The organism is Corynebacterium sp. KPL2895 (assembly GCF_040225815.1).
GTDB lineage: Bacteria > Actinomycetota > Actinomycetes > Mycobacteriales > Mycobacteriaceae > Corynebacterium > Corynebacterium rhinophilum.
On record NZ_JBEHFY010000002.1, the window covers coordinates 75417 to 99854 of the forward strand.

The window sequence follows — 24438 nt, forward strand, 5'->3', positions numbered from 1 at the left end:
CCGGCTCGTTTCGCCACCCCGGCCCCGCCCTTCGCGCTCACCAGCGTGGGCTGCTGGGGTCTTTTTATGCCGCCGGTGAGCGGCAAGGGCGGGGAGGGACGTCGCCAAGCAAGTGTATGTGCGACACCCATCCCTTCGCGCTCACGCTGGGATAGTTTTCATCGACGCCATGCCTGCTCGGTGAGCGGCAAAGGAGGCTGCGCCTTTCGCGCTCACCGGCAATGGTTGCCGGCGGCGAAACTTCCTCCCGGTGAGCGGCAAGGGCGGGGAGGCGGGGCGCCGTTGTCGCTGGGACCCCTTCGCGCTCACGGGGAGTAGTAAACGAACGCCACCCGCCGTCCGCGGTGAGCGCGAAGGGCGGGTGGTGGGGTGTGCCTGAAGGCGGGTGGTGGAGGTGAGGTACTAGTCCTCGAGGGTGGCGTCGAGGCGGGACTGGTCGCGGCGGTTTTGCTTCCGTCGGAGCGCAGGGGAGATGAGGATGACCGTGAAGGTACCTACGGTGGCGCCGATGAGGTAGGGGGCAGCGGGGGCATCGGAAAGCGTGAAGGTGTGGTAAGCGATGCCGGCGAAGCAGAGGAACATCGGGATGAGGTAGAGGGCGGTTAAGGTCCAATTGGAGCGGACCGTTGGGGTGGCGATGTGCCTGCGCAGCCAGGCGGCGCTGAGGGACGTGCCGGCGATGGAGGGGACGATGGCGAGGAGTGCGAGGAGGCTGAGGCGGCCGGGGAGGGACCACGCGAGGATGGCGGCGACGATGAGCTCGAGGAATGTGATTGGGGTCAGGGTGATGGCGGAGGCCTTGGTGAGGATGTCGCGCTCGAACTCGTCGGTGGAGGCGCGCTCGATGTGGTTGAGGGATATGTTGGCGATGGCGTTAAACATGTTGTTCAGCTCCAAAGATTTCTTCGACTGTTTTATCTAGTTCGTGGCAGATGTCCAATGCGAGGTGCACGGACGGGGAGTAGTTGCCGCGTTCGATATTTGCGATAGTTTGCCGGGAGACGCCGACGCGCTCTGCTAGTTCGCCTTGCGACCATTCGCGCCAGCGCCGCCACTTGCGGACCATGTTGGGTTGTCCGGCCACATCATCACCTCTCTTGTCGTGTTTACATGACTTAATATAAAGTAAACTTGACATTATGGCAAGGGTTAGACGCATAGATGCCAGCGCCAATATGGCTGGGTGGCGGACATGGGAAGCTGTGGCTTGCGGCCTTTGAGCAGGTCACGGGTGGCTTTGATAAGCAGGATGACTTGGTCAAGGTGGTGCCTGACGTCATCGGCAGTAAAGCGCAAAACCGTGTACCCATGCGCGGTCGCGGCGTTCTGTTTGGAGCGGTCTGCCTGAAACGCGAGGCTGTGGCTGTGGTAGGTCCAGCCGTCGATCTCCACGATGAGCTTGCCCATTAAAAGATCGAAGCGGTATCCGCACACGTGGGCGTTATGAACAGGGAAAATGCCTTCGGTGCGCAGGGCACGGCTCACCTTGCGCTCCGGTGGGCTATCCGCGCCGATGGCCGAGAGCCGCATCGTCTCCTTCAACGCGCGCGGTGTCCGGCCCATTCGTTTGCGGTCCCGCTCCAGCCGGCCGGGCCCCTTTTCACCGCGGTAAAACTCTTCCAGCAGCGGGCCACAGGCCCTAGCAATCTTGCGAGCAGCCCACAGAACCTGCACCACCGGCAGCCCCTTGACCAGGCTCGTTGCCTTGAGCCGGGAATGCGAGACGCGGAAATTCTTGCCACGCAGCGTCCGCGGCCCCTCCGCTTCCAGTGGAAAGGTCAGCGGCCGGTCAAGGTGAATCTCCTGCGCGGTCTTCCCCGTAAAATGGATACGGCTCAGCCCATGCACCAGCGCCTTCGCCACCGCCAACGGCGACCACTCGTCGGTATAAATCCCCCGGTGCACGCGGTACAGCTTGCCCGCGCGCACTCGCCGCCGAATCGCGTCCTTGCCCAGCCCCTGCTCGCGCAACTGCGCAGTCGTCCATGCCCCCATGGCTTCAATTTAAAAAGCGGCCGCCTCCTCGTCCAGACGGGGTCCGACAGCCTGTGGATAACCCGCCTATTTTGAGGTCTCGCGCTCTCTTTTCCTCGCCGCTCTGTGGATAACCTCCTTCCACCCTCCCTTAGCGCTCACCGGCGGCCAGGTCTGTGCCCTTAAGCGGCCCCTGGTGAGCGCGAGGAGTGAGTGTGCCGGCCAGCCCCCTTCACCACGCTCACCGCTTCCGCTTTCCGATGCCCATTTCGCCTCCCCGTGAGCGCGGAGGTCGGCCCCACACCCGTCGCGCTCACCGGGAGGTGAAAACGCCGTACCCCGCCCAGTGCTGGTGAGCGCGAAGGGCGGGGTAATGGGGCGGCAGGCACGGTGGGCTGGATGTGAGGTGTAGGGCGTGAGGGCCGGAGGCAGGGAGTGGCCGCTAGGTCAGAGGGAGCGTGGAGGTCGGGTCGATGCCGCGAGTCTTGGAATTGAGCACACCCGCGATGGCGAGCACCGCGAACATGGCGGCGGCGGAGAGGAGTTGGGTGCGGGCGGTGGCATCGGTAAGCATGAGCACCGCGATGGCCGCGAAGAAGGCAAGGGCGAACCAAGTGAGATAGGGGAAGGCCCACATGCGGATGGGGAGTGGATGCAGGGCCTCGAGTTGGCGGCGTAGGCGCAGCTGGCTGACGGCGATGAAGACCCACACGATGAGCAGGGAGGCGCCGGCGGCGTTGAGCATGAAGGTGAGCAACCAGCCGGTATCGGCGTAGTTGAGGACGACCATGAGCACGGAAAGTGTGACGGATAGGGCGATGGCGGTGGTGGGCACGCCCTCGGTATTGGTGGCGGCGAAGATGCGCGGGGCCTCGCCGCGGGAGGCGAGCGAGTGCATCATGCGGGAGGAGGCGAAGATTTGCGCGTTGAAAGCGGATAGCAGCGCGAGGACGATGATGACCTCCATGATGCCGGCGGCACCGGGAATGCCGGCGCGGTCGAGGACCATGGTGAACGGCGATTCGGCGGCGGTGGAGGCGGCGTCCAGGCTGGAATAGGGAAGCAGGAACGTGATGACCAGGACGGAGCCCAGGTAGAACACGGAGATCCGCAAGATGGTGGAGCGCACGGCGTTGACCAGGGATTTTTCGGGATCCTCGGACTCGGCGGAGGCGATGGCGACGACCTCGATGCCGCCGAAAGCGAAGGCTACGGCGAGCAGGCCGGCGGCGACGCCGCCGAGGCCGTTGGGCATGAAGCCATCGGCAAGGAAGACGGATGTGCCCACGAAAGTGTGGCCCGGCAGGAGGCCGAAGATGAGGAGGACGCCGATGATGAGGAAGGCGATGATGACGACGACCTTGATGAGAGCGAACCAGTACTCGAACTCGCCGAAGGTGCGCACGCGCAGCAGGTTGACGAGGCCGAAGACGGCGACGCAGATGGCGGCGGGTATCCAGGGAGGCACGTCGAACCACGCGCCGATGAAACCTGCGGCGCCGGTGATTTCTGCGCCGAGGACGGCGACGGTGGCGCACCAGTAGATCCACCCTTGGGTAAAGCCCGCCCAGCGGCCGATGCCGTGCTCGGCGTATTCGGAAAAGGAGCCGGAGGCGGGAATGACCGTTCCCATCTCTCCGAGCATTTGCATCACGAGGATGGCGAGGAAGCCGGCGATCGCGTAGGCGATGATCACCGCTGGGCCGGCGGCGGAAATGCCGACGCCCGTGCCGAGGAAGAGACCGGCGCCAATGGTGGAGCCAAGCCCCATCATGGTCAGGTGGCGGACCTTCAGGCCAGAACCAAGGGTAGAAGAGTTATCAGACACTTCTCCATGGTATTTCTCGGCCGCAGGGCACTGGAATTGGGGTGGCGTTAATTCTTGTGGAGGTCCTCGTTCAGTGCGACGGCCTCAGCATTCCACTCCACGGCCTCGACGGCACCGGAGACGGAATTGCGGCGCAGCAGCAGGCCGGAGGCGCCGGAGAGCTGGGAACCCTTAACGGCCTCGCCATTGCCGACGCCCAGGGCCTCAGCCACCTTGCCAAAGACGGCGACCTTGGTACCGGCGGTGACGTAGAGGCCGGCTTCGACAACGGCGTCATCGCCAAGCGAAATGCCGATGCCCGAGTTAGCGCCGAGCAGGCAGCGCTCGCCGATGGAAATAACCTCCTTGCCTCCGCCGGACAGGGTGCCCATGATGGAGGCACCGCCGCCGATATCGGAGCCATCGCCCACGACGACGCCCGCGGAAATGCGACCTTCCACCATGGAAGCGCCCAGCGTACCGGCGTTGAAGTTGACGAAGCCCTCGTGCATGACCGTGGTGCCCTCTGCGAGGTGGGCGCCCAAGCGGACGCGGTCGGCGTCACCGATGCGCACGCCGGAAGGGACAACGTAGTCCACCATGCGGGGGAACTTATCCACGGAGTAGACCACGACGGGGCCGCGGGAGGCGAGGCGGCCACGCACCATCTGGAAATCGGAGACGGCGCAGGGGCCGTAGTTGGTCCAGACCACGTTATTGAGGTGGCGGAAGATGCCGTCCATGTTGAGGCCGTGCGGCTTTACCTCGCGGTGGGAGAGCAGGTGGAGGCGCAGGTAGGCGTTGTAGGTATCGGTAGGTGCCTCGTCGAGGTCAGCGATGGTGGTTTCCACCGCCACGCGAGCCACGCCGCGCTCTTCATCGGGGCCGACGAGGGCGGAGAACTGCTGCGGAGTCTCCTCCAGACGCGTCGTGCCGGTGGTCTCTACTTGCTTATCGGTATGAACTGCTGGGAACCAAACGTCCAAGACGGTGCCGTCGTGGGTAATGGTTGCCAGGCCACGTGCGGATGCAGAAGTCATGGTGGCTAGCTTAGCAATTACTGCCGAACTTGTTCGCGCTTGTCCGCGGGAACCACGAAGGACAAGGCGACGAGCGCGGCAAAGAGGATGATGACGGCGATGACTTGGTTGCGGGCGGAGGGGTCAAAGAGCATGAAGATGGTCAGCGCGGCCAGCGCGGTGGCGGTCGCCCACGGTAGCCAGGGGTAGCCGGGCACGCGGATGTCCGTGAGCTCGCCGTTCGCCTTCAACTGCGGGTGCAGCTTGAGGAAGGAGGCGACGATGAAGGTCCACACCACCAAGAGGCAGCCGCCGACGGCGTTGAAGAGGAAGGCCAGCAGTCCCGGCGGGTTCCAGAACTGGAGGCCCACCGAGGCGAAGGCGAAGATCATGGACAAGATGACGGCGTTGATGGGGGAGCCGGAGTGGTTGGTCTTGAGGAAGAACTTTGGCGCGCAGTGGTCCTTGGCCATGTCGAAGACCAGGCGAGAGGTGGCGTAGATCTGCGCGTTGAAGGCGGACAGGAGGGCCAGCGCGATGATGGCCTCCATGAAGCCGGCGGCGAAAGGAATCTTGGCGGCCTCGAGCACCAAGGTGAACGGTGAATTGGCGGCGGCGTCGGCATCTTGGATCTGGCTAAACGGCAAGGCCATGGTGATGACCACGATGGAGCCGATGTAGAAGATCATGATGCGCACGATGATGGCGCGCACCGCGGTTGCCACGTTGCGGGCTGGATCCTCGGACTCGGCGGCGGCGATGGTCACCAGCTCGATTCCACCGAAGGCGAAGGCCACGGCCAGCAGGCCGGCGGCGAAGCCCGGCATGCCATTGGGCAGGAAGTTCTCGGTGAAGTTGGTTCCGGCCCGGGAGAGATCCATGCCAGGCAGGATGCCCAGTGCCATGAGGATGCCGATGGCGAGGAAGGCGATGATGACGGCGACCTTGATGATGGCAAACCAGAACTCGAATTCACCAAAACCGCGCACGGCGGCGAAATTCACTATGGCGAAGAAGGCCACCGCGATAAGCGCGGGAATCCACGGTGCAATGTCGAACCAATTGCCGATGATTGCTGCGGCACCGGTGATTTCCGCGCCCATGACCATGATGAGCATGAACCAGTAGATCCAGCCCATCGTAAAGCGCGCCCAGTGGCCGAAGGCCTGGCCGGCGTAGGTGGAAAAAGAACCCAGGGAAGGGCGGGCCGCAGCGATTTCCCCGAGCATCCACATGATGAGCGCGATGAGGACGCCGGCGACGGCATAAGAAATGAGCACCGAGGTGCCGGAGATTTGGATTCCCAATCCGACGCCCAAGAAGAGACCGGCACCCACCGCGGAGCCAAGGCCCATCATGGTGAGGTGTCGCGATTTCAATTGTGTGGCTTCGGCCATAATTACCACCTTGTGAGAGGTTATTTTTTACAGTGAAGTGAACATTACACAATGCAACGGACCCAGCGGGGCGCTACCATGGCGGCTTGTGACTTTAGATCTATATGCCGACCCCATTGAAGTGGCCAAGGCGCTCGTCGATATCCCAAGCCCCTCCCACCACGAGGAGGCCATCGCGGATGCGGTGGAAGAAGCCCTGAGTGGTCTAGACGTGGAGGTCGCCCGCTTTGGCAATACCGTGTGTGCGCGCACGAACCGCGGGATGGATTCCCGCGTGATTCTTGCAGGCCACATCGATACCGTTCCATTGGCAGATAACGTACCGCATCGCATGGACACCGCCGAAGATGGTGGCGAGATCATGTTCGGCTGCGGCACCGTGGACATGAAATCCGGCATGGCAGTATACCTCAACGCCTTTGCTCACCTGCATGAATCGGAAGAACTCCAGCATGATTTGACCGTCATTGCTTATGAGGGCGAAGAGGTATCCACTGAATTTAATGGGCTGGGCCACTTGCAAAAGGATCACCCCGAGTGGTTGCAGGGCGATTTTGCGCTCCTCGGTGAGCCCTCCGGCGCCATGGTCGAGGCCGGTTGCCAAGGCACGATTCGTCTGCGCGTGACGGCGCATGGCACCCGCGCGCACTCGGCCCGCGCGTGGCTCGGCTCCAACGCCGCGCACAAGCTCGCCCCCGTCATGACCCGCATTGCGGACTACGAGCCGCGCGAGGTCACCATCGATGGCTGCACCTACCGCGAGGGCCTGAACATCGTCCACCTGGAGGCCGGCGTGGCCACCAATACCTTGCCGGACGAGGCATGGATGTTCGTCAACTTCCGCTTCGCCCCGGACCGCAGTACGGAGGAGGCGTTGGAGTACATGAAGGGGGTCATCGGCAAGCATGAGGACGTCACCATAGAGATCGATGACATCGCCGGTGCCGCCCTGCCTGGCCTGGGGCAGCCTGCGGCACGCGCGCTTGTCGATGCCGTCGGCGGCAACGTCCGCGCCAAGTTCGGCTGGACCGATGTCTCGCGCTTTGCTGAGATAGGCATTCCCGCCGTAAATTTCGGTGCCGGCGATCCTGGCTTTGCGCATAAGAAGGACGAGCAGGTGCCCACGGCGCAAATCACTGAAGTTTCTACCGCACTGCTTAATTACTTGAAGGGATAAAAATGACCCCTGACCACATGCGTACCCTGCGCGGCCCGCTCTTGCTGCGCAGCGAGGGAGAACAAGGCTCCACCTTTGACCAGCGCCTGCTGGAATCCGGCGCGGACCACGAGTGGCAGCACGCCGATCCCTGGCGCGTGCTGCGCATCCAAGGCGAATTCGTCGCCGGCTTCGATGCGCTGGCCAAGCTGCCCAAGGCAGTGACAGTTTTTGGCTCCGCGCGCACCAAGCCTGAGGATGCGAGCTATCAGATGGCCGAAGAACTCGGCCGCAAGCTCGCTGAATGCGCCTACGCCGTCATCACCGGCGGCGGCCCCGGCATCATGGAGGCGGCGAATAAGGGTGCGCACGAGGGCGATGGCCTCTCGGTGGGACTCGGCATCGAATTGCCGCACGAGCAGGGCCTCAATAAGTACGTGGACTTGGGCCTGAACTTCCGCTACTTCTTCGCCCGCAAGACCATGTTCTTGAAGTACTCCCAGGCCTTCGTCTGCCTGCCCGGCGGCATGGGCACCATGGATGAGTTCTTCGAGGTTCTCTGCATGGTTCAAACCGGTAAGGTCACTAACTATCCCATCGTGCTCATGGGTACAGAGTACTGGTCTGGCCTGCTGGAATGGATTAAAAATACCCTCGCCGCCGGTGGGTATATCAACGAAGACGACCAAGGCCTTTTCCTGCTTACCGATGACCCCGATGAGGCCGTCGCCCATATCATCGAGCGTCACAAGGTGATGAGCGATAAACGCATTAGGGAGCCGCGTTGAGCCTCGCGCGCGTGATGGCGATAGTCAATCGCACCCCGGATTCCTTTTATGACAAGGGGGCCACCTTTGACATGGACCCCGCCCTCAAGCGCTGCGATGAGGCCATTGTGGCGGGAGCCTCCATCATCGATATCGGCGGAGTCAAGGCCGGACCGGGCGAGGAAGTGGATAGCGCGGAAGAAATCGACCGCGTCGTGCCCACCATCGCCCGCGTGCACGAGCGCCACCCGGAGGTACTTATTTCCGTCGACACTTGGCGCAGCGAGGTCGCCGAGGCCGCCATCGCCGCCGGGGCGGGGCTGGTCAATGACACCTGGGCCGGGTGGGATCCGCAGCTTATCGAGGTCGCCGGCCACTACCGTGTGGGCTACGTGTGCTCGCATACCGGCGGGATTACCCCGCGCACCCGCCCGCACCGCGTGCACTTTGATGATGTCGTCGCTGACGTCATTGCTGAGACCACCGCCTTGGCGGAAAAAGCCGCGGGGCTTGGCTGCCCGGAAGAGCTCACCTTCATCGATCCCACGCACGACTTTGGCAAAAACACCTATCACGGCCTTGAACTCTTGCGGCGCATCGACGAGATCGTCGACACCGGCTGGCCCGTGCTTATGGCGCTATCCAATAAGGACTTCGTGGGTGAGACCCTCGCGCGCGGGGTAGGAGACCGCGTTGCCGGAACGCTCGCCGCCACAGCCTGGGCCGCAGCGCACGGGGTGGCCGCCTTCCGCGTCCACGAGGTTGCTGAGACTGTCGACGTCATCCGCATGACTGCCGCCATCCAGGGCACGGCCGCGCCCCTTGACACCACCCGCGGGCTCGCATGAGCGTTTCCGTCATCATCCCTGCGCTCAACGAGGAATCCACCGTGGCCGGCGTTATCCGCGCCTGCCTTGCCGGTGACCCCCTCGAAGTGCTCGTCATCGACGCCGACTCCACCGACGACACCGCCGCAGTCGCGCGCGCAGCCGGCGCCGATGTGCGCAACTGGCGCGATATCCTGCCCGAACCGCCGCGCCCCGGCAAGGGCGAATCCCTCTGGCGCGGGGTCGCCGCCGCGCGCGGGGACATCGTTGTCTTTATCGACGCCGACCTAGAATCCGCTGCGCCCGGCATGGTCACAGCACTCGCGGCGCCCTTTGAGGATCCCCGCGTAAACATGGTCAAGGCCCGCTATCGCCGCAGCCTCAACGGCCAACCCACCGGCGGCGGGCGCGTGACCGAACTCACCGCAAAGCCACTCATCCGGCAGTTCTTCCCAGAGCTAGCCCACATCGACCAGCCCCTGGGCGGCGAGTACGCGATCCGCCGCACAGCCGCGCTAGAGGTGCCTTTTGTGGAAGGTTATGGGGTGGAAGCGGGGCTGCTGGTGGACATCGGCAAGCGCGGCGGGCTGACAGAAGTAGACCTAGGTACTCGAGTCCACCGCAACCGGCCGCTTCATGAGCTGGCACCGATGGCGGATATCGTGGCGCGCACGCTGCTCTCGCGCGCCGGGGTGGGAGCGCCAATTGCTCAGCGCCCGCCGCTGCTAGGTAGGATTTAAGCCATGCTGTCCTGGATTGTGCTCATCGTGGTGCTCATTGCGTTCATCGTGATCGGAACGTGGCTGTGGGGCTCGATATTTGGGCCCGGGACCGTGATGGACCCGCCCGATGAGCCGCAGAAGGTGCTGGAAAATAACCGCGCCGCCGCAGCTCAGGGCCGTTTTGAGGACGTGCAATTCGAGGTCGTCCCGCGCGGGTACCGCCAGGATCAGGTCGATGATCTGCTCGCGCAACTTGAGCAAGAATTAGCGGCTGCGCGGAAAAGCGGGCAAAAAGGGACTAAGCTGGATAGAAACGAAGATAGTTAAGGAGCCCTACTATGGCAGCAATGAAGCCACGTACCACTGGCGGCGAAATGGAAGCGGTGGTGGAATCCCGCAAGATCGTCATGCGCATCCCTTCTGACGGCGGCGGGCGCATCGTTATTGAGCTGATCAAAGAAGAGGCCGCGGAGCTCGGTTCTTTGTTGACCGAGGTTTCTAGCTAGTCTGGATACATGCTTTCTCATATCGTCGACATTCTGGCCGATCCAAACGACGGCACGGCGCTTTCCGGCGCCGGTGATTTTTCCCGCCTCGTTTCGGAGTCTGGCCATTCCTTTGATGTGGCCAAGCAAGGGTATGTGACCTTAGCGGCCGGTGCTGGCCTGAAGCACAAGGGCGATGACATGGACATGGTCAACGCCCGCGAGGCGTACCTGGCCACGGGCCACTTCGCGCCCTTCGTCGAGTCTGTGACCGGCGCGGTGCAAGACGCGCTCGATGCCAGCTCGCTGTCTGTCTCTACGCCCGCTTCGCTCCTCGAGGTCGGCGCCGGGACCGGCTACTATCTGGCCCACACGCTTGACTCCATCGACGGCGCGCGCGGCGTCGGCCTCGATATTTCCCCGCACGCAGCCAAGCACTTGGCCAAGTGCCACCCGCGCGTGGGCGCCGTGGTTGCCGATGTCTGGCAGCAACTTCCCATCCGCGATGAATCCATCGACGCCATTTCCGTCGTCTTCGCACCGCGCAACCCATCCGAGTTCCAGCGTGTACTCGCCCCCGGCGGCCAAGTCATCGTCCTGACCCCAGGCGCCGGGCACCTCGATGAGCTGCGCGAACCCCTCGGCATCCTCGGCGTAGAAGAGGGCAAGGTTGACCGCATGTATGAGCAGGCGGAAGGCCACCTCGAACAAGCCGCCGATCCGGTTGATATTTCCTTCCCCATCCAGTTGGACAAGGCGGCCATCGCCGCACAGGTAGGAATGAGCCCGTCCGCTCGCCACATCAGCGCCGACGAGCTCGCCGAGCGCATGGCCGCCCTTCCTCCCACGCTGACGGTCACCGCCCGCGCCCGTCTGGACCGCCTCCGCGCGGTTTCTTAATCGCACCCCTGCCTTTTGGCACCTAGCCTTCGGCCTACATACCGCCCTTCGCGCTCACCAGCAGCGCGTGGGGCGGTTCTTTTTTGCTTCCGGTGAGCGCGAAGGGCGGGTGTGGAATCGGCCAGTCACCGTTGCTTCCCTTGGTGCTCACGGGGCGCTGCTTGTCGATGCCCCTCTGCCTCGCCGGTGAGCGCGAAGGACAGGCGCTCGAAAGGCGGGGGCCGAGAGGCGGGTGGCCGGGTAGGAGGGCTGCAGTATTAGAGCTTGGAGCCGGAGCGCTGCCAGTCTTGTTCGATGACTGCGTCGCCGGTGGTTTCGACATCCATGCCGGAGCAGCCGCCGTCGAAATAGACGCGGGAGGCCATGGCGATGAGGCCGCCGTCAACGAAGACCTCCACCGTGGAACCGTCTTGGATGATGGTGAGGGTGTCGGAGTCGCCATCGGCAAGCGTGGCTGTGGCGGGAGCGGAATCAGCGAAGAAGTGGTCGAAGGCCTTGTTCATGGAACGATCGAGGCTGATTTCCTCGCCGGAGTGGCAGATGGTGGCGGCGGGGTCGCCGTTGCCATCGAGAAGGGTGATGGTGACGCTGGAGCCGGTGGGAACCTCCATGACGCCGGTCCAGGAGCGCGCGTAATCCGAAAGCTTGACCGCCTCGGGCAGGCCGGTGGCCGGTGCCTGGTACAAGACGCCGCCCTCGAGCGTGACCTGGCGCGGCAGGGAGAGGGCATTCGACCAGCCTTCGGCATCCCAAGAGGCGTGTTGGGTGGCGTCGTCGCCGCGGCCATTGCCGTTGAGAAGGCCGAGGATGACGGCGCGCTCGTAGCGCCTTTCTTCAGGGATCGTGCCTGCGGTGGCGTTGGTATTGCGCGGGCGGGAGAAATCGTGGCCGAAGTCCACGCGGCGGAAACCGGAGACCACCGTGAAGGTGGTGTCTTCCAGCTGGCCCACGAGGTAGCCGGAAACGTCGCGGCCGTCGCGCTCGAGGGTGACAAAGAGGACGTCGTAGATTTCTTCGTCGATTTCATCGCGCAGGCGCACGATGCGCGGGGAAACCACCGGAGGAATAGGGGAATTGGCAGGCACTTCGCCGTCGAGGAAGCCTGGGTCGCCCTCAAAGGTAAGGCTACCGCGTAGGGACCACGAGATGCCGTCGTGGCTTTCTAGAATGACCGGCTGCGGGGTTTCGGTGCGGCCAGAAAGCGCCAGCATGAGCCAACCCTTGTGGCCGTCTTCGCGGTCATCGGTGGCCCAATCGGGCACGACGGAGGGCGAGCGGAACCGGGTGTGGTCGGTGGTATTGCCGGCCACCTCGCCGAAGCGCACGACGTTGGGGTCGAGGGCCGAGGAATCATCGGATACCTCGCAGACATCGTCGATACCGGAATAGCGCGCGAGGCGAATGGAGGTGCCGGTCGCGGTCACGGAGGTGAAATAGAGGTTGGTAGCGTCCTCACCCTGGGCCACGGAACCCGCGCGGAGGGCGAGCTCACCGCCGACGGGTGCGAGGACATCATCGCAGTCCAGCCAGTTAAACGGCGCTTCCTCCGAATAGGTGTGTCCCCAGCGGGCGGGGGCATCGGAAGTGGGGCGATATTGATAGAACATGTGCCACGTATCGCCATCGCGAAGGACGCCGGCGGGCGCATCTAGGATGCCGGCATCGGGGATGAAGTGGAGTTCGGGGCGGTGAGTCGTCACGGCATTCCTCTCTTAAATCAGGTGCGGGTTCAAGCTTGGGTTGGGGTGGCAGCCACGCCAGGGAGGAAACTCGTTGACCTGCCACGCGGTGGTTTCGCCGCCGTGCGCGGGCGAGGACTTTATGGGGCAGTGTCCGGCTGTCATGTACACCCAGAATACGGATATCTTTTAGCGCGTGCAGGGCCCTCGCTTGCCGATGCCCCCTCTAAAGCTTCGTTACCAATGTCAGCCCCGAACCCAGTGGGAGCCGGGTTACGGTGGCGCCTTCGAGTTCGCGGAGGTATTCATCGGCCTCGCGCGCGGCGGCGGTATCGCGGTCGGTGCGGGAGGTGTCGGCGACGGTGCCATCGAGAAGCGCATTGGCAAGCACGAGCGTGCCGTGCTGGTGCAGCAGGGGCCAGGCCGCCTTGATGAGGGCGGGGAGGTCGAGGGCGGCGACGTCCGCGTAAATGACCTGGTAGGCCTCGGTGGCCAGGCGCCCGAGCACGTCGAGGGGGCGCGAGGGGAGAAAGCGGCCGCGGGTGGGGGCGTAGCCTGCCTCGCGGAAGGCGGCCTTGGCGCTGCGCTGGTGCTCGGCCTCAGGGTCGATGCACGTGAGGATGCCGTTGTCTGGCATGCCCGCGAACAGGTAGAGACCGACGACGGAGGCGGCAGGGGTAATCGCCACGGCCTGGGGGCGGTCTACCACACCGGAGGAGGTTGCCGTCAGCGTGGTGAGAAGCTGACCGGTGGATTCATCCGGGACGGGCAGGCCGTATTCCTCGGCGTGGTCGCGGGCTCCGCGGAGAGCCGCCGAAGGCTCACTGGTGGAATCGATATAGGAGCGCAGTGCGTCATATGCGGTAGTAGTCACGATTAAGACAATAGGTAAAGTTGCGCGAAAGGGTGGCAAAAACGCGCCTAGCCAGCGAAATTGTGGTCTGTGGGAAGTATGTGACGGACTCACAGGATATTATCAGCGCAGCAGCTGGAGTTTCCGCGCCGAGTATAGAAAAATGACACCCATGACAGAAACGAAGCGCGATGCCGAGTCCGTTGCCTCCACCGATCCGAACGTGGAGTTGACCGGTACCGCGGCGTTCGATGCTGGGGAAGCCACCATGCCTTCGTGGGCCGAATTGGTGGCAGAGCACGCCGATGGCGTGTACCGCTTGGCTTACCGCTTGTCCGGTGACCAGCAGGATGCCGAGGATCTCACCCAAGAGACCTTTATGCGTGTCTTCCGCTCTTTGGATAAGTACCAACCGGGTACCTTTGGCGGCTGGCTGCACCGCATCACCACGAACCTCTTTTTGGATATGGTGCGCCACCGCTCCAAGATCCGCATGGAGTCCCTACCTGAGGATTATGAGCGCGTTCCGGGTACGGATATGACCCCGGAGCAGGCCTATACCGTGGCCAACCTGGATCCCGTGCTGCAGTCCGCGCTGGATAGCCTGGCGCCGGATTTCCGTGTCGCCGTGGTTCTGTGTGATATCGAAGGCATGAGCTATGACGAAATCGCCGAAACCCTCGGCGTGAAGATGGGCACGGTGCGCTCACGCATCCACCGCGGCCGCTCCCAACTGCGTGCGGCGCTGGAAAAAGAGGCACAGACCAATGCGGAAGCGCGCATCTTGTTGCGCACGCGCTAGAATCGAATCGTTAGCTCCCCTGCCGCGTGGCAGGGGGGATTAAGTGTGAGTAATCCGGCTGTGGCATGAACGTGAGGAGGGGTGTCGATGGACTCACTGCGCGGACGCCGCACCCTCTCCAGGCTCAGCGTGCGGGGTGACTTTACCCCCGCGCAGGCGAAGGCCCGGGATAAGGCAAAGGCGCGGGCGCGGCGCAGCGATTCCATCGGCCACCTCGGCCCAGAGGCCGTCGTTGCCTTCGTGGACGGGGAGATGGAGCCCAAAGCCATGCACCGCGTGCGCATCCACCTGGTCCACTGCGCGGAATGCCGCGCCGACGTGCACCACCAGCGCCATGCCTCTGAGTGGGTGCGTCACTGCAGCGATGATTCCGCGGTGAAGGCCCCGCAGTCCTTATTGGCCAAGCTGGCGGGAATGGCTACGGAAGGCGTGGCCCCGGGCCCCGATGCGTCGACCCCGGCGCACCGGCCGGAGCAGGATTTCCTGGATAAAGTCGAGACGGTGGTACGCGCGATTAAACACAATCAGCGCGGACAGAACTAAACGGAGGGCGAGGATTTAACCGTGTTTTCTTCCATTGGCTGGCCCGAGATTATTGTCATTGTCCTCCTCGGCATCGTCATCATCGGCCCGGAGCGCATGCCGGAAGTCATCAAGGACGTGCGCGCGGCCATCTACGCCGCCCGCAAGGCCATCAATAATGCGAAGGCCGAGCTCAACGGCGAGATGGGGTCCATCTCCGCGGAATTCGACGATATCCGTGGCCCGCTCAACCAAGCTGCACAGTGGACGCGGTTAGGCCCGAAGGGTGCTATTACCAAGGCGCTTTTCGATGGCGACGATGCCGCTTGGGACGACTTCAATCCCCAGAAGATGGCCGAAGACATTAAATCCGGCACCGCGCCGAAAGAACCCGAACAGCGCGCGCAGGACAACAATGGCCCCGCCCGGCCCACCTTTAACTATGCCGAGGTATATGGCGATACCACCGAAACCACCCAGCAGCCGCCCCAGCAACAACAAAAGCCGCAGCGCGGTGGGGAAGATTCCACCGGCGGCGGCTCTGAGTGGAGCGACGTTACCTAATACAACGCGCTCTTAGTTCACGCCCAAGTTGAGGCTCTTGCCCACGAGGGAATCGGAGCGGATGGCGAGCTTATCAGCAACTGCCCTGATTTCCTTTGCGGCAGGGGAGTCGGGTGCTTCGAGCACGATGGGTGTGCCGGCGTCGCTATTCGAGCGCAGTGACGGATCCAGCGGTACGGACGCCAGCAGCGGCACCTCGTGGCCCAGGATGACGCCGAGGCGGTCTGCGACGATCTGGCCGCCGCCTTCACCAAAGACATCCATGGTGGAGCCATCCGGCATGACCATGGCGCTCATGTTCTCAATCACGCCGGCCACGCGCTGGCGCGTTTGTTGGGAGATGGAACCGGCGCGCTCGGCTACCTCTGCTGCAGCGGCCTGCGGCGTGGTGACGATGAGCAGCTCCGCATTCGGGATGAGCTGCGCAACGGACAGCGCTACATCGCCGGTACCCGGAGGCAGGTCGAGGAGGAGGACATCGAGGTCGCCCCAGAATACGTCCGCCAAGAACTGCTGCAGCGCGCGGTGGAGCATGGGCCCGCGCCAGACGACGGGCGCGTTACCCTCCACGAACTGCCCAATCGAGATGTGCTTAATGCCGTGGGAGATGGGGGGCAGCAGCATTTCATCATCAAGCACGGTGGGGCCGTCGGTTGAGCCGAGCAGGCTGGGCACGGAGTGGCCGTAAATATCGGCATCGACAATGCCGACCTTCAGGCCCTTATCCACCAGCGCTGCGGCAAGGTTGACGGTCATCGAGGACTTGCCGACGCCACCCTTACCCGACGCCACCGCAAATACGCGGGTCGTCGAATCGGGCTTCGCAAAGGGAATCTCGGGTTCGGCCTTGCCGCCGCGTAGCTTTTGCTTCAGCTCGCGGCGTTGCTCATCGCTCATCGCGTCCATGGTCACGGTGACCTTGCCAACGCCGTCGATATCCTCGACCGCGGCACGGGTATTGGTCTCGATGGTGGACTTCATGGGGCAGCCCGCGATGGTCAGATAAATGCCAACGGTGACGTCGTTTCCTTCGATATCGACCGATTTCACCATATTGAGTTCGGTGATGGGGCGGCCGATTTCTGGATCCTGTACGTGGGAAAGAGCCTCGCGTACGGCTGATTCGGTAATAGAGCTAGACATAACTCTTGCCATCTTAGTCACGGCGCTACCTCAGGTAAACACGCCTGCACGGTAGACTCTGTGGGACGTTTAAATCCATCCGTTTGTATCGGTGAACTAGAAAAATTAGAAGGAGCACCCTCAGTGAAGCGCAGCCCCGCCCGTCGATATGCCCGCGCTACTGTTACCGCGGTGGTAGGCGCTGCGCTGCTTGCTGGCTGCTCCGACAAGGTCGAGACCAGCCCCGCTGCGGCACAATCCGAACCGGAACAGGTGCAGATCGTCGTTGACCCTGCAGAAACAGATCAGCTCATCTTAGGCGAGGTATTCCGGCAGTCGCTCTTGGAGGAAGGACGCATAGCCGAGCTGAAGAAAGAAGAAACCTTCAAAACACATGGAGGCAAGGGCAGTTCCCTAAACCCGGAAGGCAATTTTTACGTTGGGTGCACTGGCAGCTTTTTAAGCCACTTTAATCCCGGTGAGGCGCGCGATATCTCGGCGGAATATAAAAAGGCAGAAGAAGACAGTGAGCCGGGCGGGGAGGACTTCCTAGCCCGCACCCACATTGCACTCATGTCTACCTTGCCCACTCAACTTGCCACCGTCGAGCCCTCCGGCGCTCACGGTTGTGAGGATGCGCAACCAGAGCTGCCAGAAAACTTCGTGGTCATCTATAGCGATAGCCTCTTTGACCGCGAAGAGGAAAAATCCGTCGCCGCGGTCACCAAATTCATCACACAAAAAGATATCTCTGACATGGTGGAGGCGATAGAGGATGGCGAAGAGCTGAAGAAGGTCGTCCACGAATGGATGGAAGCTTCCGGAATGGACATTGTCAATGAAGAAAGCGATTCCGGCTCCTCCGGCGGCTCGGATCTGAGCAGTTCCTAAGGTATCGGTGCGGTTCGTTCTACCCACCACCCGCCCTTCGCGCTCACCGGCAGGCGCGCTTTAGCGTGCGTTCGGCCTCTTCGTGATCGCGAAGGGTGGGGTAGGCGAACTGGTGAATCTAATCGTCGCACCATTTCTGCGATAGCTGCACCGCGCCCCTTGACGCTCACGGGCGGTGCTTGCCGATGCCCCTCCACCTCGCCGGTGAGCGCGAAGGGCGGGTAGGCGGCTGGCTGGAAGCGAACCTAGCGAGGCGAAGGCAACAGCGTCCATGAAATAGCATTAAGCATGAAAATGCCCCAGTGAGGAAATAACCTCACTGGGGCATTCAGCGCTGTACTGCGCTAGGTGCGGCTTCGGCGATTAAAAGCGATTAAACGTCGAAGGCCTCTTCAAGCAAGTTCTTCTGCTCAATCTGGTGCACCTTGGCGTTACCCGTAGCCGTAGAGGACTGGGCGCGGCGGGAAACGCGGACCATTTCCGGCATATCCGGAATGAGGTTGCGCAGGTGCTCGTTGTAGAACGGCCATGGGCCTTGGTTGGCGGGCTCGTCCTGTACGAACCGGACCTGGGTGGCGTTCGGGTACATCTCGAATGCCTCGCTCAGGCGGTTGAACGGAATCGGGTGGAGCATTTCCACGCGGACGATGGCGATGTCATCGCGGCCGTCAGCCTCGCGCTTCTTCTCCAAGTCCCAGTAGAGCTTGCCGGAGACCAGCATGATGGTCTTAACCTTGTCCGTATCGCCGACCTTCTTGTTATTGACGTCCACGAAGTGGGGGTCATTGATAACAGAGCGGAACTTCTTGACCTCGGTGAACTCCTCAACGGAGGAGGTAGCGGCCTTGTTGCGCAGCATGGACTTCGGGGTGAAGACGACCAGCGGGCGCTTCATTTCACCCAAAGCCTGGCGGCGCAGCAAGTGGAAGTGGTTAGCCGGGGTGGACGGCTGAGCCACGGTCATGGAACCTTCCGCACACAGCTGCAGATAGCGCTCGATGCGGGCGGAGGAGTGGTCCGGGCCCTGGCCTTCGTAGCCGTGCGGCAGGAGGAGAACCAGGCTTGATAGCTGGCCCCACTTGGCCTCACCGGAAGAGAGGTACTCATCGATGATGGTCTGGGCACCGTTGGCGAAGTCACCGAACTGAGCCTCCCACGCCACGAGGGCGTCGGGGTTACCCACGGTGTAGCCGTATTCGAAGCCCATGCCGGCGAACTCGGTAAGCGCGGAGTTGTAGACCATGAACTTACCGCCGTTGTCCTTGGACACAGCCAGGGAGTTGAGCGGGTTGTACTCGTTGCTATTGCGGTGATCGAAGGTCACGGCGTGGCGCTGGGTGAAGGTACCGCGGCGGGAATCCTCACCGGCCAGGCGCACGACCTTGCCCTGGTTAGCCAAGGAACCGAAGGCGAGCAGCTCGCCCCAGCCCCAGTCGATGCCGCCTTCGCGAACAGACTTCGCACGGTCCTTGGCCACCTTGGCCACGCGCTTGTGGTACTCGAAGTCCTCGGGTGGGTTGCCGTAGGCATCGCCAAGCTCGACCATCTCTTCAGCGGTGATGGAGGTATCCAGGCCGCGGGTGAGATCCTGCGAGGAGGTAATACCGGTCTGTTCCTTGGGGCCGGCCTTTTCGGCTTCCTTGTGCTCGGTGAATACTGACTCCATCTGGTCGTGGAAGTCGCGTGCCGCTGCCTCGGCGTCCTCGGCAGACAGGTCGCCACGGCCGATGAGCTCGTTGGTGTAGTGCTCGCGCACAGGCTCGTGGTTCTCAATGACCGAGTACAGCTGCGGCTGGGTCATGGATGGGTCATCGGCCTCGTTGTGGCCGCGCAGACGGTAGACCACGAGGTCAATGAAGACGTCCTTGCCAAACTGGCGGCGGTATTCTGCGGCCATCTGGCCAACCCAGACAACGGCCTCTGGGTCATCACCGTTGACGTGGAAGACCGGGCAGTCAAAGCCCTTGGCCAAGTCGGTGACGTAGTGGGTGGAACGGCCGGAATCCGGGGTGGTGGTAAAGCCCACCTGGTTGTTGACCACGATGTGGATGGTACCGCCGTTGGTAAAGCCGCGCAGCTGGGACAGGTTGATGGTCTCCTGTACGACGCCGAGGCCGGTGAAGGATGCATCGCCGTGGAGCATGACGGGAACGACGGAGTAGCCGTCCTTGCCCTTGTCCAAGATGTCTTGCTTGGCGCGGGCGATGCCCTCCATGACTGGGTCCACAGCCTCGAGGTGGGACGGGTTGGCTGCAAGGGTGACCTTGATTTCACCATCGCCGAACATCTGCAGGTGCTCGCCCTCGGAGCCCAAGTGGTACTTCACGTCACCAGAGCCGCCGAGCTGGCCGCCCTTGTAGTTGCCGTCGAACTCGCCGAAGATATCTGCCAGCGGCTTGCCCACGATATTGAACAGCACATTCAGACGGCCGCGGTGCGGCATGCCCATGACAACCTCGTCGAGGCCCTGGCCCGCAGCGGTATCGATGATGGAATCCAAAAGCGGGATAAGGGTTTCAGAGCCCTCGAGGGAGAAGCGCTTCTGGCCCACGTACTTGGTCTGCAGGAAGTTCTCGAATGCCTCGGCGGCGTTGACCTTCTGCAGGATGTACTTCTGCTCGGCATTGGTCGGCTTTGGCATGCCGGCCTCGAGGCGGTCCTGCATCCAGCTGCGCTCGTCGCGGTCCAGGATGTGGGTGTATTCGGAGCCGACCTTCAGGGTATAAGCAGCGCGCAGGCGGGAAAGCACCTCGCGCAAGGTCATCTGTTCCTTGCCGCCGAAGCCGCCGACGTTGAAGACGCGGTCCAAGTCCCAGATGGTCAGGCCGTGCGTAGCGATGTCGAGGTCGCGGTGATCCGGGCTAGGCAGGCCGGGCTGGGACCAGCCGAGCGGGTTGACATCGGCAAGCAAGTGCCCGCGGGAGCGGTAGGACTCGATGAGCTGCATGACGCGGGTGTTCTTGTCCACGCCAGAGTTGGGGATGTCCTGTGCCCAGCGGAAGGGCTCATAAGGAACGCCCATGGACTCGAAGAGCTCGTCCCAGAAGGCGTCATCAACAATGAGCTTGCCGATGGTGCGCAGGAACTCGCCGGACTCTGCACCCTGGATAACGCGGTGGTCATAGGTGGAGGTCAAGGTGACCAGGCGGCCGACGCCCAAGTCAGCCAAGCGGTCAGCGGAAGCGCCGGCGAATTCTGCCGGGTAATCCATGGAACCAACGCCGATAATGGAGCCTGCCCCCTTGGTCAGGCGAGCAATGGAGTGGCGGGTGCCGATGCCGCCTGGGTTGGTCAGGTTAATGGTGACCCCAGAGAAGTCATCCATGGTGAGCTTGTTCTTACGGGAACGGGTAACGATGTCCTCGTAAGCCTCAATGAACTCGGCGAAAGACTTGGTCTCGCACTCCTTGATGGCGGCGACCACGAGGGCGCGGGAGCCATCCTTCTGCGGGAGGTCGATGGCCAGGCCCAGGTTGATGTGCTCAGGCTGGACGACGAAGGGCTTGCCGTCCTTTTCCTCGTAGCGCACGTTCATGCCAGGGTGCAGCTGCACGGCCTTGACCATGGCGTAGCCAATAATGTGGGTAAAGGAGATCTTGCCACCGCGGGTGCGCTTCAGGTGGTCATTGATCATGGAGCGGTTTTCCCACATGAGCTTGACCGGCATATCGCGCACGGTGGTAGCGGTAGGAATCTCGAGGGATTCTTCCATGTTCTTAGCAATCGCCTTGAACATGCCCTTGAGCTGGCGCTCGTCGCCGCCCTTGTAATCTTCTAGGTTTTCCAGCGGAGACTGCGCATTCTTGCCTGCAGAATGCTTTGCCTTCGCGGACTTTTCTTGGGCCTTAGAGACAGACTCTTTCACGTTGGTATCGCGGGCCTCTTGCTTGCGGGCGGTGGTAGTGCCTTCGGTTTTCTTAGCCGAGGACGTGGACTCTGCCTTTGTCTTCTTTGACTGTGGTTTAGATGCTTTAGAAGGAGACTCAGCTTCCGGCTGCGCCTTGGGCGCGCCGTTTGCTTCGAAATAGTCGCGCCACTCCTTGTCTACGGAGCTAGGATCCTTGGAGTACTGCTGGAACTGCTCGTCTATCAGCCACGCATTCGGGCCGAAGATGCTCGATGTGCTCACGGCAGGTTTTCGCCTCATTTCTCTGCTTTAAAATGGTCGTTTATTCGACTTTAGTCCGGACTTTGTACGAGCGCATTTATCACCCGCCAAAGTGTCTGCCTATATGATACGGGCCAATCCCTCACATTCACTATGTCAGGGGTACTGAATTCGCTCTAAACGATCATTGGGTACCCGCCTCAGTGTGGGAAAGAGGGGAGAGCTGTTGGCGGGCGTGTTCGATGACCTGATTGGCCAGCTTGCGATTGGCCTTCGTGCCAATGACCGCGCCGATGCCCATAGGCATGAGCTTGCCCACCCAGGCCCACTTCATGCGCTTGGTAATCTGCTTGGTAAAAACCTTGGTCAAGCGGCCATTGATGCCAGACAGCGTGGGCCCGGAAAACCGGGAGAGGGAGGCTACGGAACGCGCCCCCGTGACCGTGCCGAGGTCTCCAACGAAGGTATCGACCACCGCGGAACCCTTTGAGCCTGTCAATACCACCAGTACTAGTGCACGGCGGCGCTCAGGCGAGGAGATGTCATCGCCGCGCAGGTACGCGGATGCCAGGATGTACCACGCGGCGGCCTCAAGAAAGACCACGGATTCCGCACCGATGGTGGCAGCGCCCGTAAATAGCCCGATGCCGGGGATGGATGCGGAGGCACCAGCGGCCGCGCCCGTGCCGGAAGTGATATTGATGAAGTGCTTGTTAATAAAGCCCTGCAACTCTTGGTCAGTGGCTTCTGGGTGGTGCTTCTTGAGGCTCTTGACGTATTTGGAAATAACACCAGATTGCACGGATACGGCGCGGTCCAAAGAGTTCAGCAGCGCCTTGGTAAATCGGCCGCTGTGCTCTGGATCGATGTCATATGTGTCAGTAGCTGCGTCATCTGGGGCGGACTTTTTAAATATAGACATGCCTTCTCCCACACCAATCCTTAATTTGTTGGGGCAGTAGTATTAATTGATTTTTTTACCTAGCATAGCCCTGGCCTTGAAAGAAGGGAGCGGCCATGTGCGATTCGGATCGCGGCCGGCGTGCAATCTACCTAAGGTAGGGAGTATGCCTTACCCGCAGGATGGTCAACGCGACAGTGGGGACTCTTATTCCGAAGAGTCCACCGCTGCCGCGCGCTTGCGGGCCATGCGCGCACACGAGCGCGCCCGTCAGGCCCACGAGCGGGCACAGAATGCCTATGCGGATGAGCTCACGGTGCGCACGACTTCCGGCTGGGTGCGTGGGGTCATCGAAGAAGACCTTAGGGTAGATCGCCCCATTAGCGCCGGGCCGGTGCGCACGTGGCGTGGCATTCCCTTCGGCGCCTCCACGGCCGGCGACAATCGCTTCCGCGCCCCGCGCCCGGCGCCGCGCTGGGACGGGGTGCGCGATTGCAGCCAATTCGGGCCAATTGCCCCACAACCCACGTACTCCTGGACTGACCGCATCGTCGGCTCCGAGGACTGCCTGTACCTAGACATCGTGCGCCCGCGCACGGAAGAAAAGTTGCCCGTCGTGGTGTATTTGCACGGCGGCAGCTTCATCATGGGCTCATCCCACATGCTCATGTTGCGCGGATTTGAGCTCGCCACCCGTATGGACGTGGTCTACGTTTCCATCAACTTTCGCCTCAACGCCTTGGGATATCTCGATCTGCGCAGCCTTGGCGGCGAGTGCAGCGCTAACCCCGCCGTGGCGGATCAGATTCTGGCCCTTAATTGGGTGCGAGATAATATCGCTGCCTTTGGCGGTGACCCAGACTCCGTTACTCTCATGGGCGAATCCGCGGGTGGTGCCGCGGTGCTGGCGCTGATGACCAGCCCGCCGGCCGAGGGGCTCTTCCACCGCGCCATTGCCCAATCTCCACCCATCGCGCTGGTGCATTCCCGCGCCCAATCCACCTTGTGGGCCCGCGAACTTGCCCGCCGAGTGGGCCTGCCGCGTCGGGTGAGCGTGGATGATCTGCGCCAAGAAGACTGTGCGGATGTGGTGCGCTCCGGCCAATCCATGATGTGGCGCGCCGGCGAGCTACTGCACTTAAACTCCTGCTACGCGCCCACGGTGGACGGCGAACTTTTGCCCGAGCACCCTATCACCGCCTTTGAGCAGGGCCATCAACACAAAATTCCGTTGCTGATTGGCACGAATTCGGATGAAGCCAGCTTTGGCAAGTTCCTCTTTCAGCGCCAAAGCGCCCGGGAGCGCGCAGCCCTCCGGCTCTTGGCCTCCTACGATCCCCACCACGCCCCTGAGGTCGTCGCCGCCTATCGCGGTGCGGTCCGACGGGAGGACTTTGCGCACCTGCTTGCCGATGCCCTCTTCTGGGCACCCTCCACCCGCATCGCCAGCGCCCACTCTGAAGTAGCCGATACCTGGATGTACCGCTTCGACTTCGCTTCTGCCGTCTTAAAGTGGCTGGGGCTAGGCGCCATGCACTCGATGGAATTGGGCAATGTCTTTGGCGATCCCCAATCCTCGCGCGCTTCCCTGCTAACCGGCTGGGGCTCGCGCGCTGAGATGGAGGAATTGACCTCCACCATGCAAGATCACTGGGCCGCGTTCATCCACGGCGGCAGCCCCAAGGCGCAGTGGCCGCGCTATGACGGCGGCGATCGCGCGACCATGATTTTTGATGAACAGGCCTATATCGTGCACGCCCCCAATGACGGTCGCCGCAAAGCGTGGGAGGATTACCACATGGTGGAGTGGGGAAGTGGGCGCCCAGAGCTCGTGCGCTCCCTTGGTTTCCAACCACACAGGCGGGATTAGCGGTACAATCCAGAGTGACCGCGGGCGGCGTCTTGCCCACCGCGGAGACCTCTGCTTCCGAAGGATGGATTT

The 24438-nt window shown here is 62.4% G+C and carries 24 protein-coding genes; 12 read left to right on the forward strand and 12 right to left on the reverse strand.

The window, feature by feature from the left end; all coding sequences use genetic code 11:
- Positions 1 to 402: 402 nt before the first annotated feature.
- The 6 genes from ABRP95_RS01355 to ABRP95_RS01380 form a co-directional block, all read right to left on the reverse strand.
- Entirely contained in the window at positions 403 to 882 is a 480-nt protein-coding gene (locus ABRP95_RS01355; RefSeq protein ID WP_284784669.1) for a transcriptional regulator, read from the reverse strand.
- Positions 875 to 1084 carry a helix-turn-helix transcriptional regulator gene (locus tag ABRP95_RS01360; RefSeq protein WP_284769908.1) on the reverse strand — a complete coding sequence of 70 codons (210 nt, stop codon included), beginning with the start codon at positions 1082 to 1084 and terminating at the stop codon, positions 875 to 877. The genes ABRP95_RS01355 and ABRP95_RS01360 overlap by 8 nt, the downstream gene beginning before the upstream one ends.
- A 65-nt stretch (positions 1085 to 1149) precedes the next feature.
- Positions 1150 to 1995: a type IV toxin-antitoxin system AbiEi family antitoxin domain-containing protein gene (locus ABRP95_RS01365; RefSeq protein WP_284769907.1), complete on the reverse strand. Its 846-nt coding sequence runs from the start codon at positions 1993 to 1995 to the stop codon at positions 1150 to 1152.
- Positions 1996 to 2416: 421 nt separating this feature from the next.
- Entirely contained in the window at positions 2417 to 3748 is a 1332-nt protein-coding gene (locus ABRP95_RS01370) for an amino acid permease (protein WP_349838850.1), read from the reverse strand.
- A 101-nt stretch (positions 3749 to 3849) separates the two neighbouring features.
- Positions 3850 to 4821, reverse strand: a complete 972-nt coding sequence (dapD, locus tag ABRP95_RS01375) for a 2,3,4,5-tetrahydropyridine-2,6-dicarboxylate N-succinyltransferase (protein ID WP_349838827.1) — start codon at positions 4819 to 4821, stop codon at positions 3850 to 3852.
- Between the two features lie 17 nt (positions 4822 to 4838).
- A complete protein-coding gene (locus tag ABRP95_RS01380) occupies positions 4839 to 6197 on the reverse strand; it encodes an amino acid permease (protein ID WP_349838828.1) in 1359 nt (452 codons plus the stop codon).
- A gap of 88 nt (positions 6198 to 6285) precedes the next feature.
- Between ABRP95_RS01380 and dapE the strand changes: the two genes are divergently transcribed.
- The 7 genes from dapE to ABRP95_RS01415 are packed head-to-tail and all read left to right on the forward strand — an operon-like array spanning position 6286 to position 11054.
- Positions 6286 to 7374 (forward strand): succinyl-diaminopimelate desuccinylase, encoded by a 1089-nt coding sequence (gene dapE / locus ABRP95_RS01385; protein ID WP_284850363.1) that lies wholly within the window; start codon positions 6286 to 6288, stop codon positions 7372 to 7374.
- A gap of 2 nt (positions 7375 to 7376) precedes the next feature.
- Positions 7377 to 8141 carry an LOG family protein gene (locus ABRP95_RS01390; RefSeq protein ID WP_284769902.1) on the forward strand — a complete coding sequence of 255 codons (765 nt, stop codon included), beginning with the start codon at positions 7377 to 7379 and terminating at the stop codon, positions 8139 to 8141.
- 14 nt (positions 8142 to 8155) lie between these two features.
- On the forward strand, positions 8156 to 8968 hold the full coding sequence (folP, locus tag ABRP95_RS01395) for a dihydropteroate synthase (RefSeq protein WP_349838851.1): 813 nt from the start codon (positions 8156 to 8158) through the stop codon (positions 8966 to 8968).
- Positions 8965 to 9687 (forward strand): glucosyl-3-phosphoglycerate synthase, encoded by a 723-nt coding sequence (locus tag ABRP95_RS01400; RefSeq protein ID WP_284784674.1) that lies wholly within the window; start codon positions 8965 to 8967, stop codon positions 9685 to 9687. The genes folP and ABRP95_RS01400 overlap by 4 nt, the downstream gene beginning before the upstream one ends.
- 3 nt (positions 9688 to 9690) lie before the next feature.
- Entirely contained in the window at positions 9691 to 9996 is a 306-nt protein-coding gene (locus ABRP95_RS01405; RefSeq protein ID WP_284782508.1) for a DivIVA domain-containing protein, read from the forward strand.
- 11 nt (positions 9997 to 10007) lie between these two features.
- Positions 10008 to 10175, forward strand: coding sequence for a DUF3117 domain-containing protein (locus ABRP95_RS01410; RefSeq protein ID WP_349838829.1), 168 nt, complete (start codon positions 10008 to 10010; stop codon positions 10173 to 10175).
- Positions 10176 to 10184: 9 nt separating this feature from the next.
- Entirely contained in the window at positions 10185 to 11054 is an 870-nt protein-coding gene (locus ABRP95_RS01415) for a methyltransferase domain-containing protein (RefSeq protein WP_284769899.1), read from the forward strand.
- Between the two features lie 257 nt (positions 11055 to 11311).
- Here ABRP95_RS01415 and ABRP95_RS01420 read toward each other — a convergent pair whose 3' ends face one another.
- The 3 genes from ABRP95_RS01420 to ABRP95_RS01430 all read right to left on the reverse strand — a co-directional run bounded on the left by ABRP95_RS01420 (position 11312) and on the right by ABRP95_RS01430 (position 13607).
- Entirely contained in the window at positions 11312 to 12754 is a 1443-nt protein-coding gene (locus ABRP95_RS01420) for a GH32 C-terminal domain-containing protein (RefSeq protein WP_284782511.1), read from the reverse strand.
- Positions 12755 to 12766: 12 nt separating this feature from the next.
- A complete protein-coding gene (locus ABRP95_RS01425; protein ID WP_284769897.1) occupies positions 12767 to 12898 on the reverse strand; it encodes a hypothetical protein in 132 nt (43 codons plus the stop codon).
- Positions 12899 to 12959: 61 nt separating this feature from the next.
- Positions 12960 to 13607 carry an O-methyltransferase gene (locus ABRP95_RS01430; RefSeq protein WP_023028631.1) on the reverse strand — a complete coding sequence of 216 codons (648 nt, stop codon included), beginning with the start codon at positions 13605 to 13607 and terminating at the stop codon, positions 12960 to 12962.
- A 151-nt stretch (positions 13608 to 13758) separates the two neighbouring features.
- Here ABRP95_RS01430 and sigE point away from each other — a divergent pair, with 151 nt between their 5' ends.
- From sigE to ABRP95_RS01445, 3 genes are all read left to right on the forward strand, one after another.
- Complete coding sequence (sigE, locus tag ABRP95_RS01435) at positions 13759 to 14388, forward strand: RNA polymerase sigma factor SigE (protein WP_005280118.1); 630 nt, start codon at positions 13759 to 13761, stop codon at positions 14386 to 14388.
- Positions 14389 to 14475: 87 nt separating this feature from the next.
- Positions 14476 to 14931: an anti-sigma factor family protein gene (locus ABRP95_RS01440; protein WP_284769895.1), complete on the forward strand. Its 456-nt coding sequence runs from the start codon at positions 14476 to 14478 to the stop codon at positions 14929 to 14931.
- Positions 14932 to 14952: 21 nt separating this feature from the next.
- The gene (locus tag ABRP95_RS01445) at positions 14953 to 15474 is read left to right on the forward strand and encodes a twin-arginine translocase TatA/TatE family subunit (RefSeq protein WP_284864481.1); all 522 of its coding nucleotides are present in this window, start codon (positions 14953 to 14955) and stop codon (positions 15472 to 15474) included.
- Between the two features lie 12 nt (positions 15475 to 15486).
- On the opposite strand, the gene ABRP95_RS01450 is transcribed toward ABRP95_RS01445, so the two are convergent.
- Positions 15487 to 16617 carry an Mrp/NBP35 family ATP-binding protein gene (locus ABRP95_RS01450; protein WP_284782512.1) on the reverse strand — a complete coding sequence of 377 codons (1131 nt, stop codon included), beginning with the start codon at positions 16615 to 16617 and terminating at the stop codon, positions 15487 to 15489.
- A 123-nt stretch (positions 16618 to 16740) separates the two neighbouring features.
- Between ABRP95_RS01450 and ABRP95_RS01455 the strand changes: the two genes are divergently transcribed.
- Entirely contained in the window at positions 16741 to 17487 is a 747-nt protein-coding gene (locus ABRP95_RS01455) for a hypothetical protein (RefSeq protein ID WP_284850365.1), read from the forward strand.
- A gap of 373 nt (positions 17488 to 17860) precedes the next feature.
- Here ABRP95_RS01455 and ABRP95_RS01460 read toward each other — a convergent pair whose 3' ends face one another.
- Together ABRP95_RS01460 and ABRP95_RS01465 are read right to left on the reverse strand one after the other, a co-directional pair.
- Positions 17861 to 21616 carry a multifunctional oxoglutarate decarboxylase/oxoglutarate dehydrogenase thiamine pyrophosphate-binding subunit/dihydrolipoyllysine-residue succinyltransferase subunit gene (locus ABRP95_RS01460; RefSeq protein ID WP_502880338.1) on the reverse strand — a complete coding sequence of 1252 codons (3756 nt, stop codon included), beginning with the start codon at positions 21614 to 21616 and terminating at the stop codon, positions 17861 to 17863.
- 163 nt (positions 21617 to 21779) lie between these two features.
- Positions 21780 to 22517, reverse strand: coding sequence for a hypothetical protein (locus ABRP95_RS01465; protein WP_349838831.1), 738 nt, complete (start codon positions 22515 to 22517; stop codon positions 21780 to 21782).
- Positions 22518 to 22662: 145 nt separating this feature from the next.
- Between ABRP95_RS01465 and ABRP95_RS01470 the strand changes: the two genes are divergently transcribed.
- The gene (locus ABRP95_RS01470) at positions 22663 to 24366 is read left to right on the forward strand and encodes a carboxylesterase/lipase family protein (protein ID WP_284782516.1); all 1704 of its coding nucleotides are present in this window, start codon (positions 22663 to 22665) and stop codon (positions 24364 to 24366) included.
- Positions 24367 to 24438: the final 72 nt, after the last annotated feature.

What these genes read in the sequence shown, in the direction of transcription:
- ABRP95_RS01470 (WP_284782516.1), top strand. Translation starts at nt 22,663, where the DNA reads ATGCCTTACCCGCAGGATGGTCAACGCGACAGTGGGGACTCTTATTCC.
- ABRP95_RS01440 (WP_284769895.1), top strand. Translation starts at nt 14,476, where the DNA reads ATGGACTCACTGCGCGGACGCCGCACCCTCTCCAGGCTCAGCGTGCGG.
- sigE (WP_005280118.1), top strand. Translation starts at nt 13,759, where the DNA reads ATGACAGAAACGAAGCGCGATGCCGAGTCCGTTGCCTCCACCGATCCG.
- ABRP95_RS01415 (WP_284769899.1), top strand. Translation starts at nt 10,185, where the DNA reads ATGCTTTCTCATATCGTCGACATTCTGGCCGATCCAAACGACGGCACG.
- ABRP95_RS01390 (WP_284769902.1), top strand. Translation starts at nt 7,377, where the DNA reads ATGACCCCTGACCACATGCGTACCCTGCGCGGCCCGCTCTTGCTGCGC.
- folP (WP_349838851.1), top strand. Translation starts at nt 8,156, where the DNA reads ATGGCGATAGTCAATCGCACCCCGGATTCCTTTTATGACAAGGGGGCC.
- ABRP95_RS01365 (WP_284769907.1), bottom strand. Translation starts at nt 1,995, where the DNA reads ATGGGGGCATGGACGACTGCGCAGTTGCGCGAGCAGGGGCTGGGCAAG.
- ABRP95_RS01405 (WP_284782508.1), top strand. Translation starts at nt 9,691, where the DNA reads ATGCTGTCCTGGATTGTGCTCATCGTGGTGCTCATTGCGTTCATCGTG.
- ABRP95_RS01380 (WP_349838828.1), bottom strand. Translation starts at nt 6,197, where the DNA reads ATGGCCGAAGCCACACAATTGAAATCGCGACACCTCACCATGATGGGC.
- ABRP95_RS01400 (WP_284784674.1), top strand. Translation starts at nt 8,965, where the DNA reads ATGAGCGTTTCCGTCATCATCCCTGCGCTCAACGAGGAATCCACCGTG.
- dapD (WP_349838827.1), bottom strand. Translation starts at nt 4,821, where the DNA reads ATGACTTCTGCATCCGCACGTGGCCTGGCAACCATTACCCACGACGGC.
- ABRP95_RS01425 (WP_284769897.1), bottom strand. Translation starts at nt 12,898, where the DNA reads ATGACAGCCGGACACTGCCCCATAAAGTCCTCGCCCGCGCACGGCGGC.
- ABRP95_RS01370 (WP_349838850.1), bottom strand. Translation starts at nt 3,748, where the DNA reads ATGATGGGGCTTGGCTCCACCATTGGCGCCGGTCTCTTCCTCGGCACG.
- ABRP95_RS01450 (WP_284782512.1), bottom strand. Translation starts at nt 16,617, where the DNA reads ATGTCTAGCTCTATTACCGAATCAGCCGTACGCGAGGCTCTTTCCCAC.
- ABRP95_RS01410 (WP_349838829.1), top strand. Translation starts at nt 10,008, where the DNA reads ATGGCAGCAATGAAGCCACGTACCACTGGCGGCGAAATGGAAGCGGTG.
- ABRP95_RS01465 (WP_349838831.1), bottom strand. Translation starts at nt 22,517, where the DNA reads ATGTCTATATTTAAAAAGTCCGCCCCAGATGACGCAGCTACTGACACA.
- ABRP95_RS01355 (WP_284784669.1), bottom strand. Translation starts at nt 882, where the DNA reads ATGTTTAACGCCATCGCCAACATATCCCTCAACCACATCGAGCGCGCC.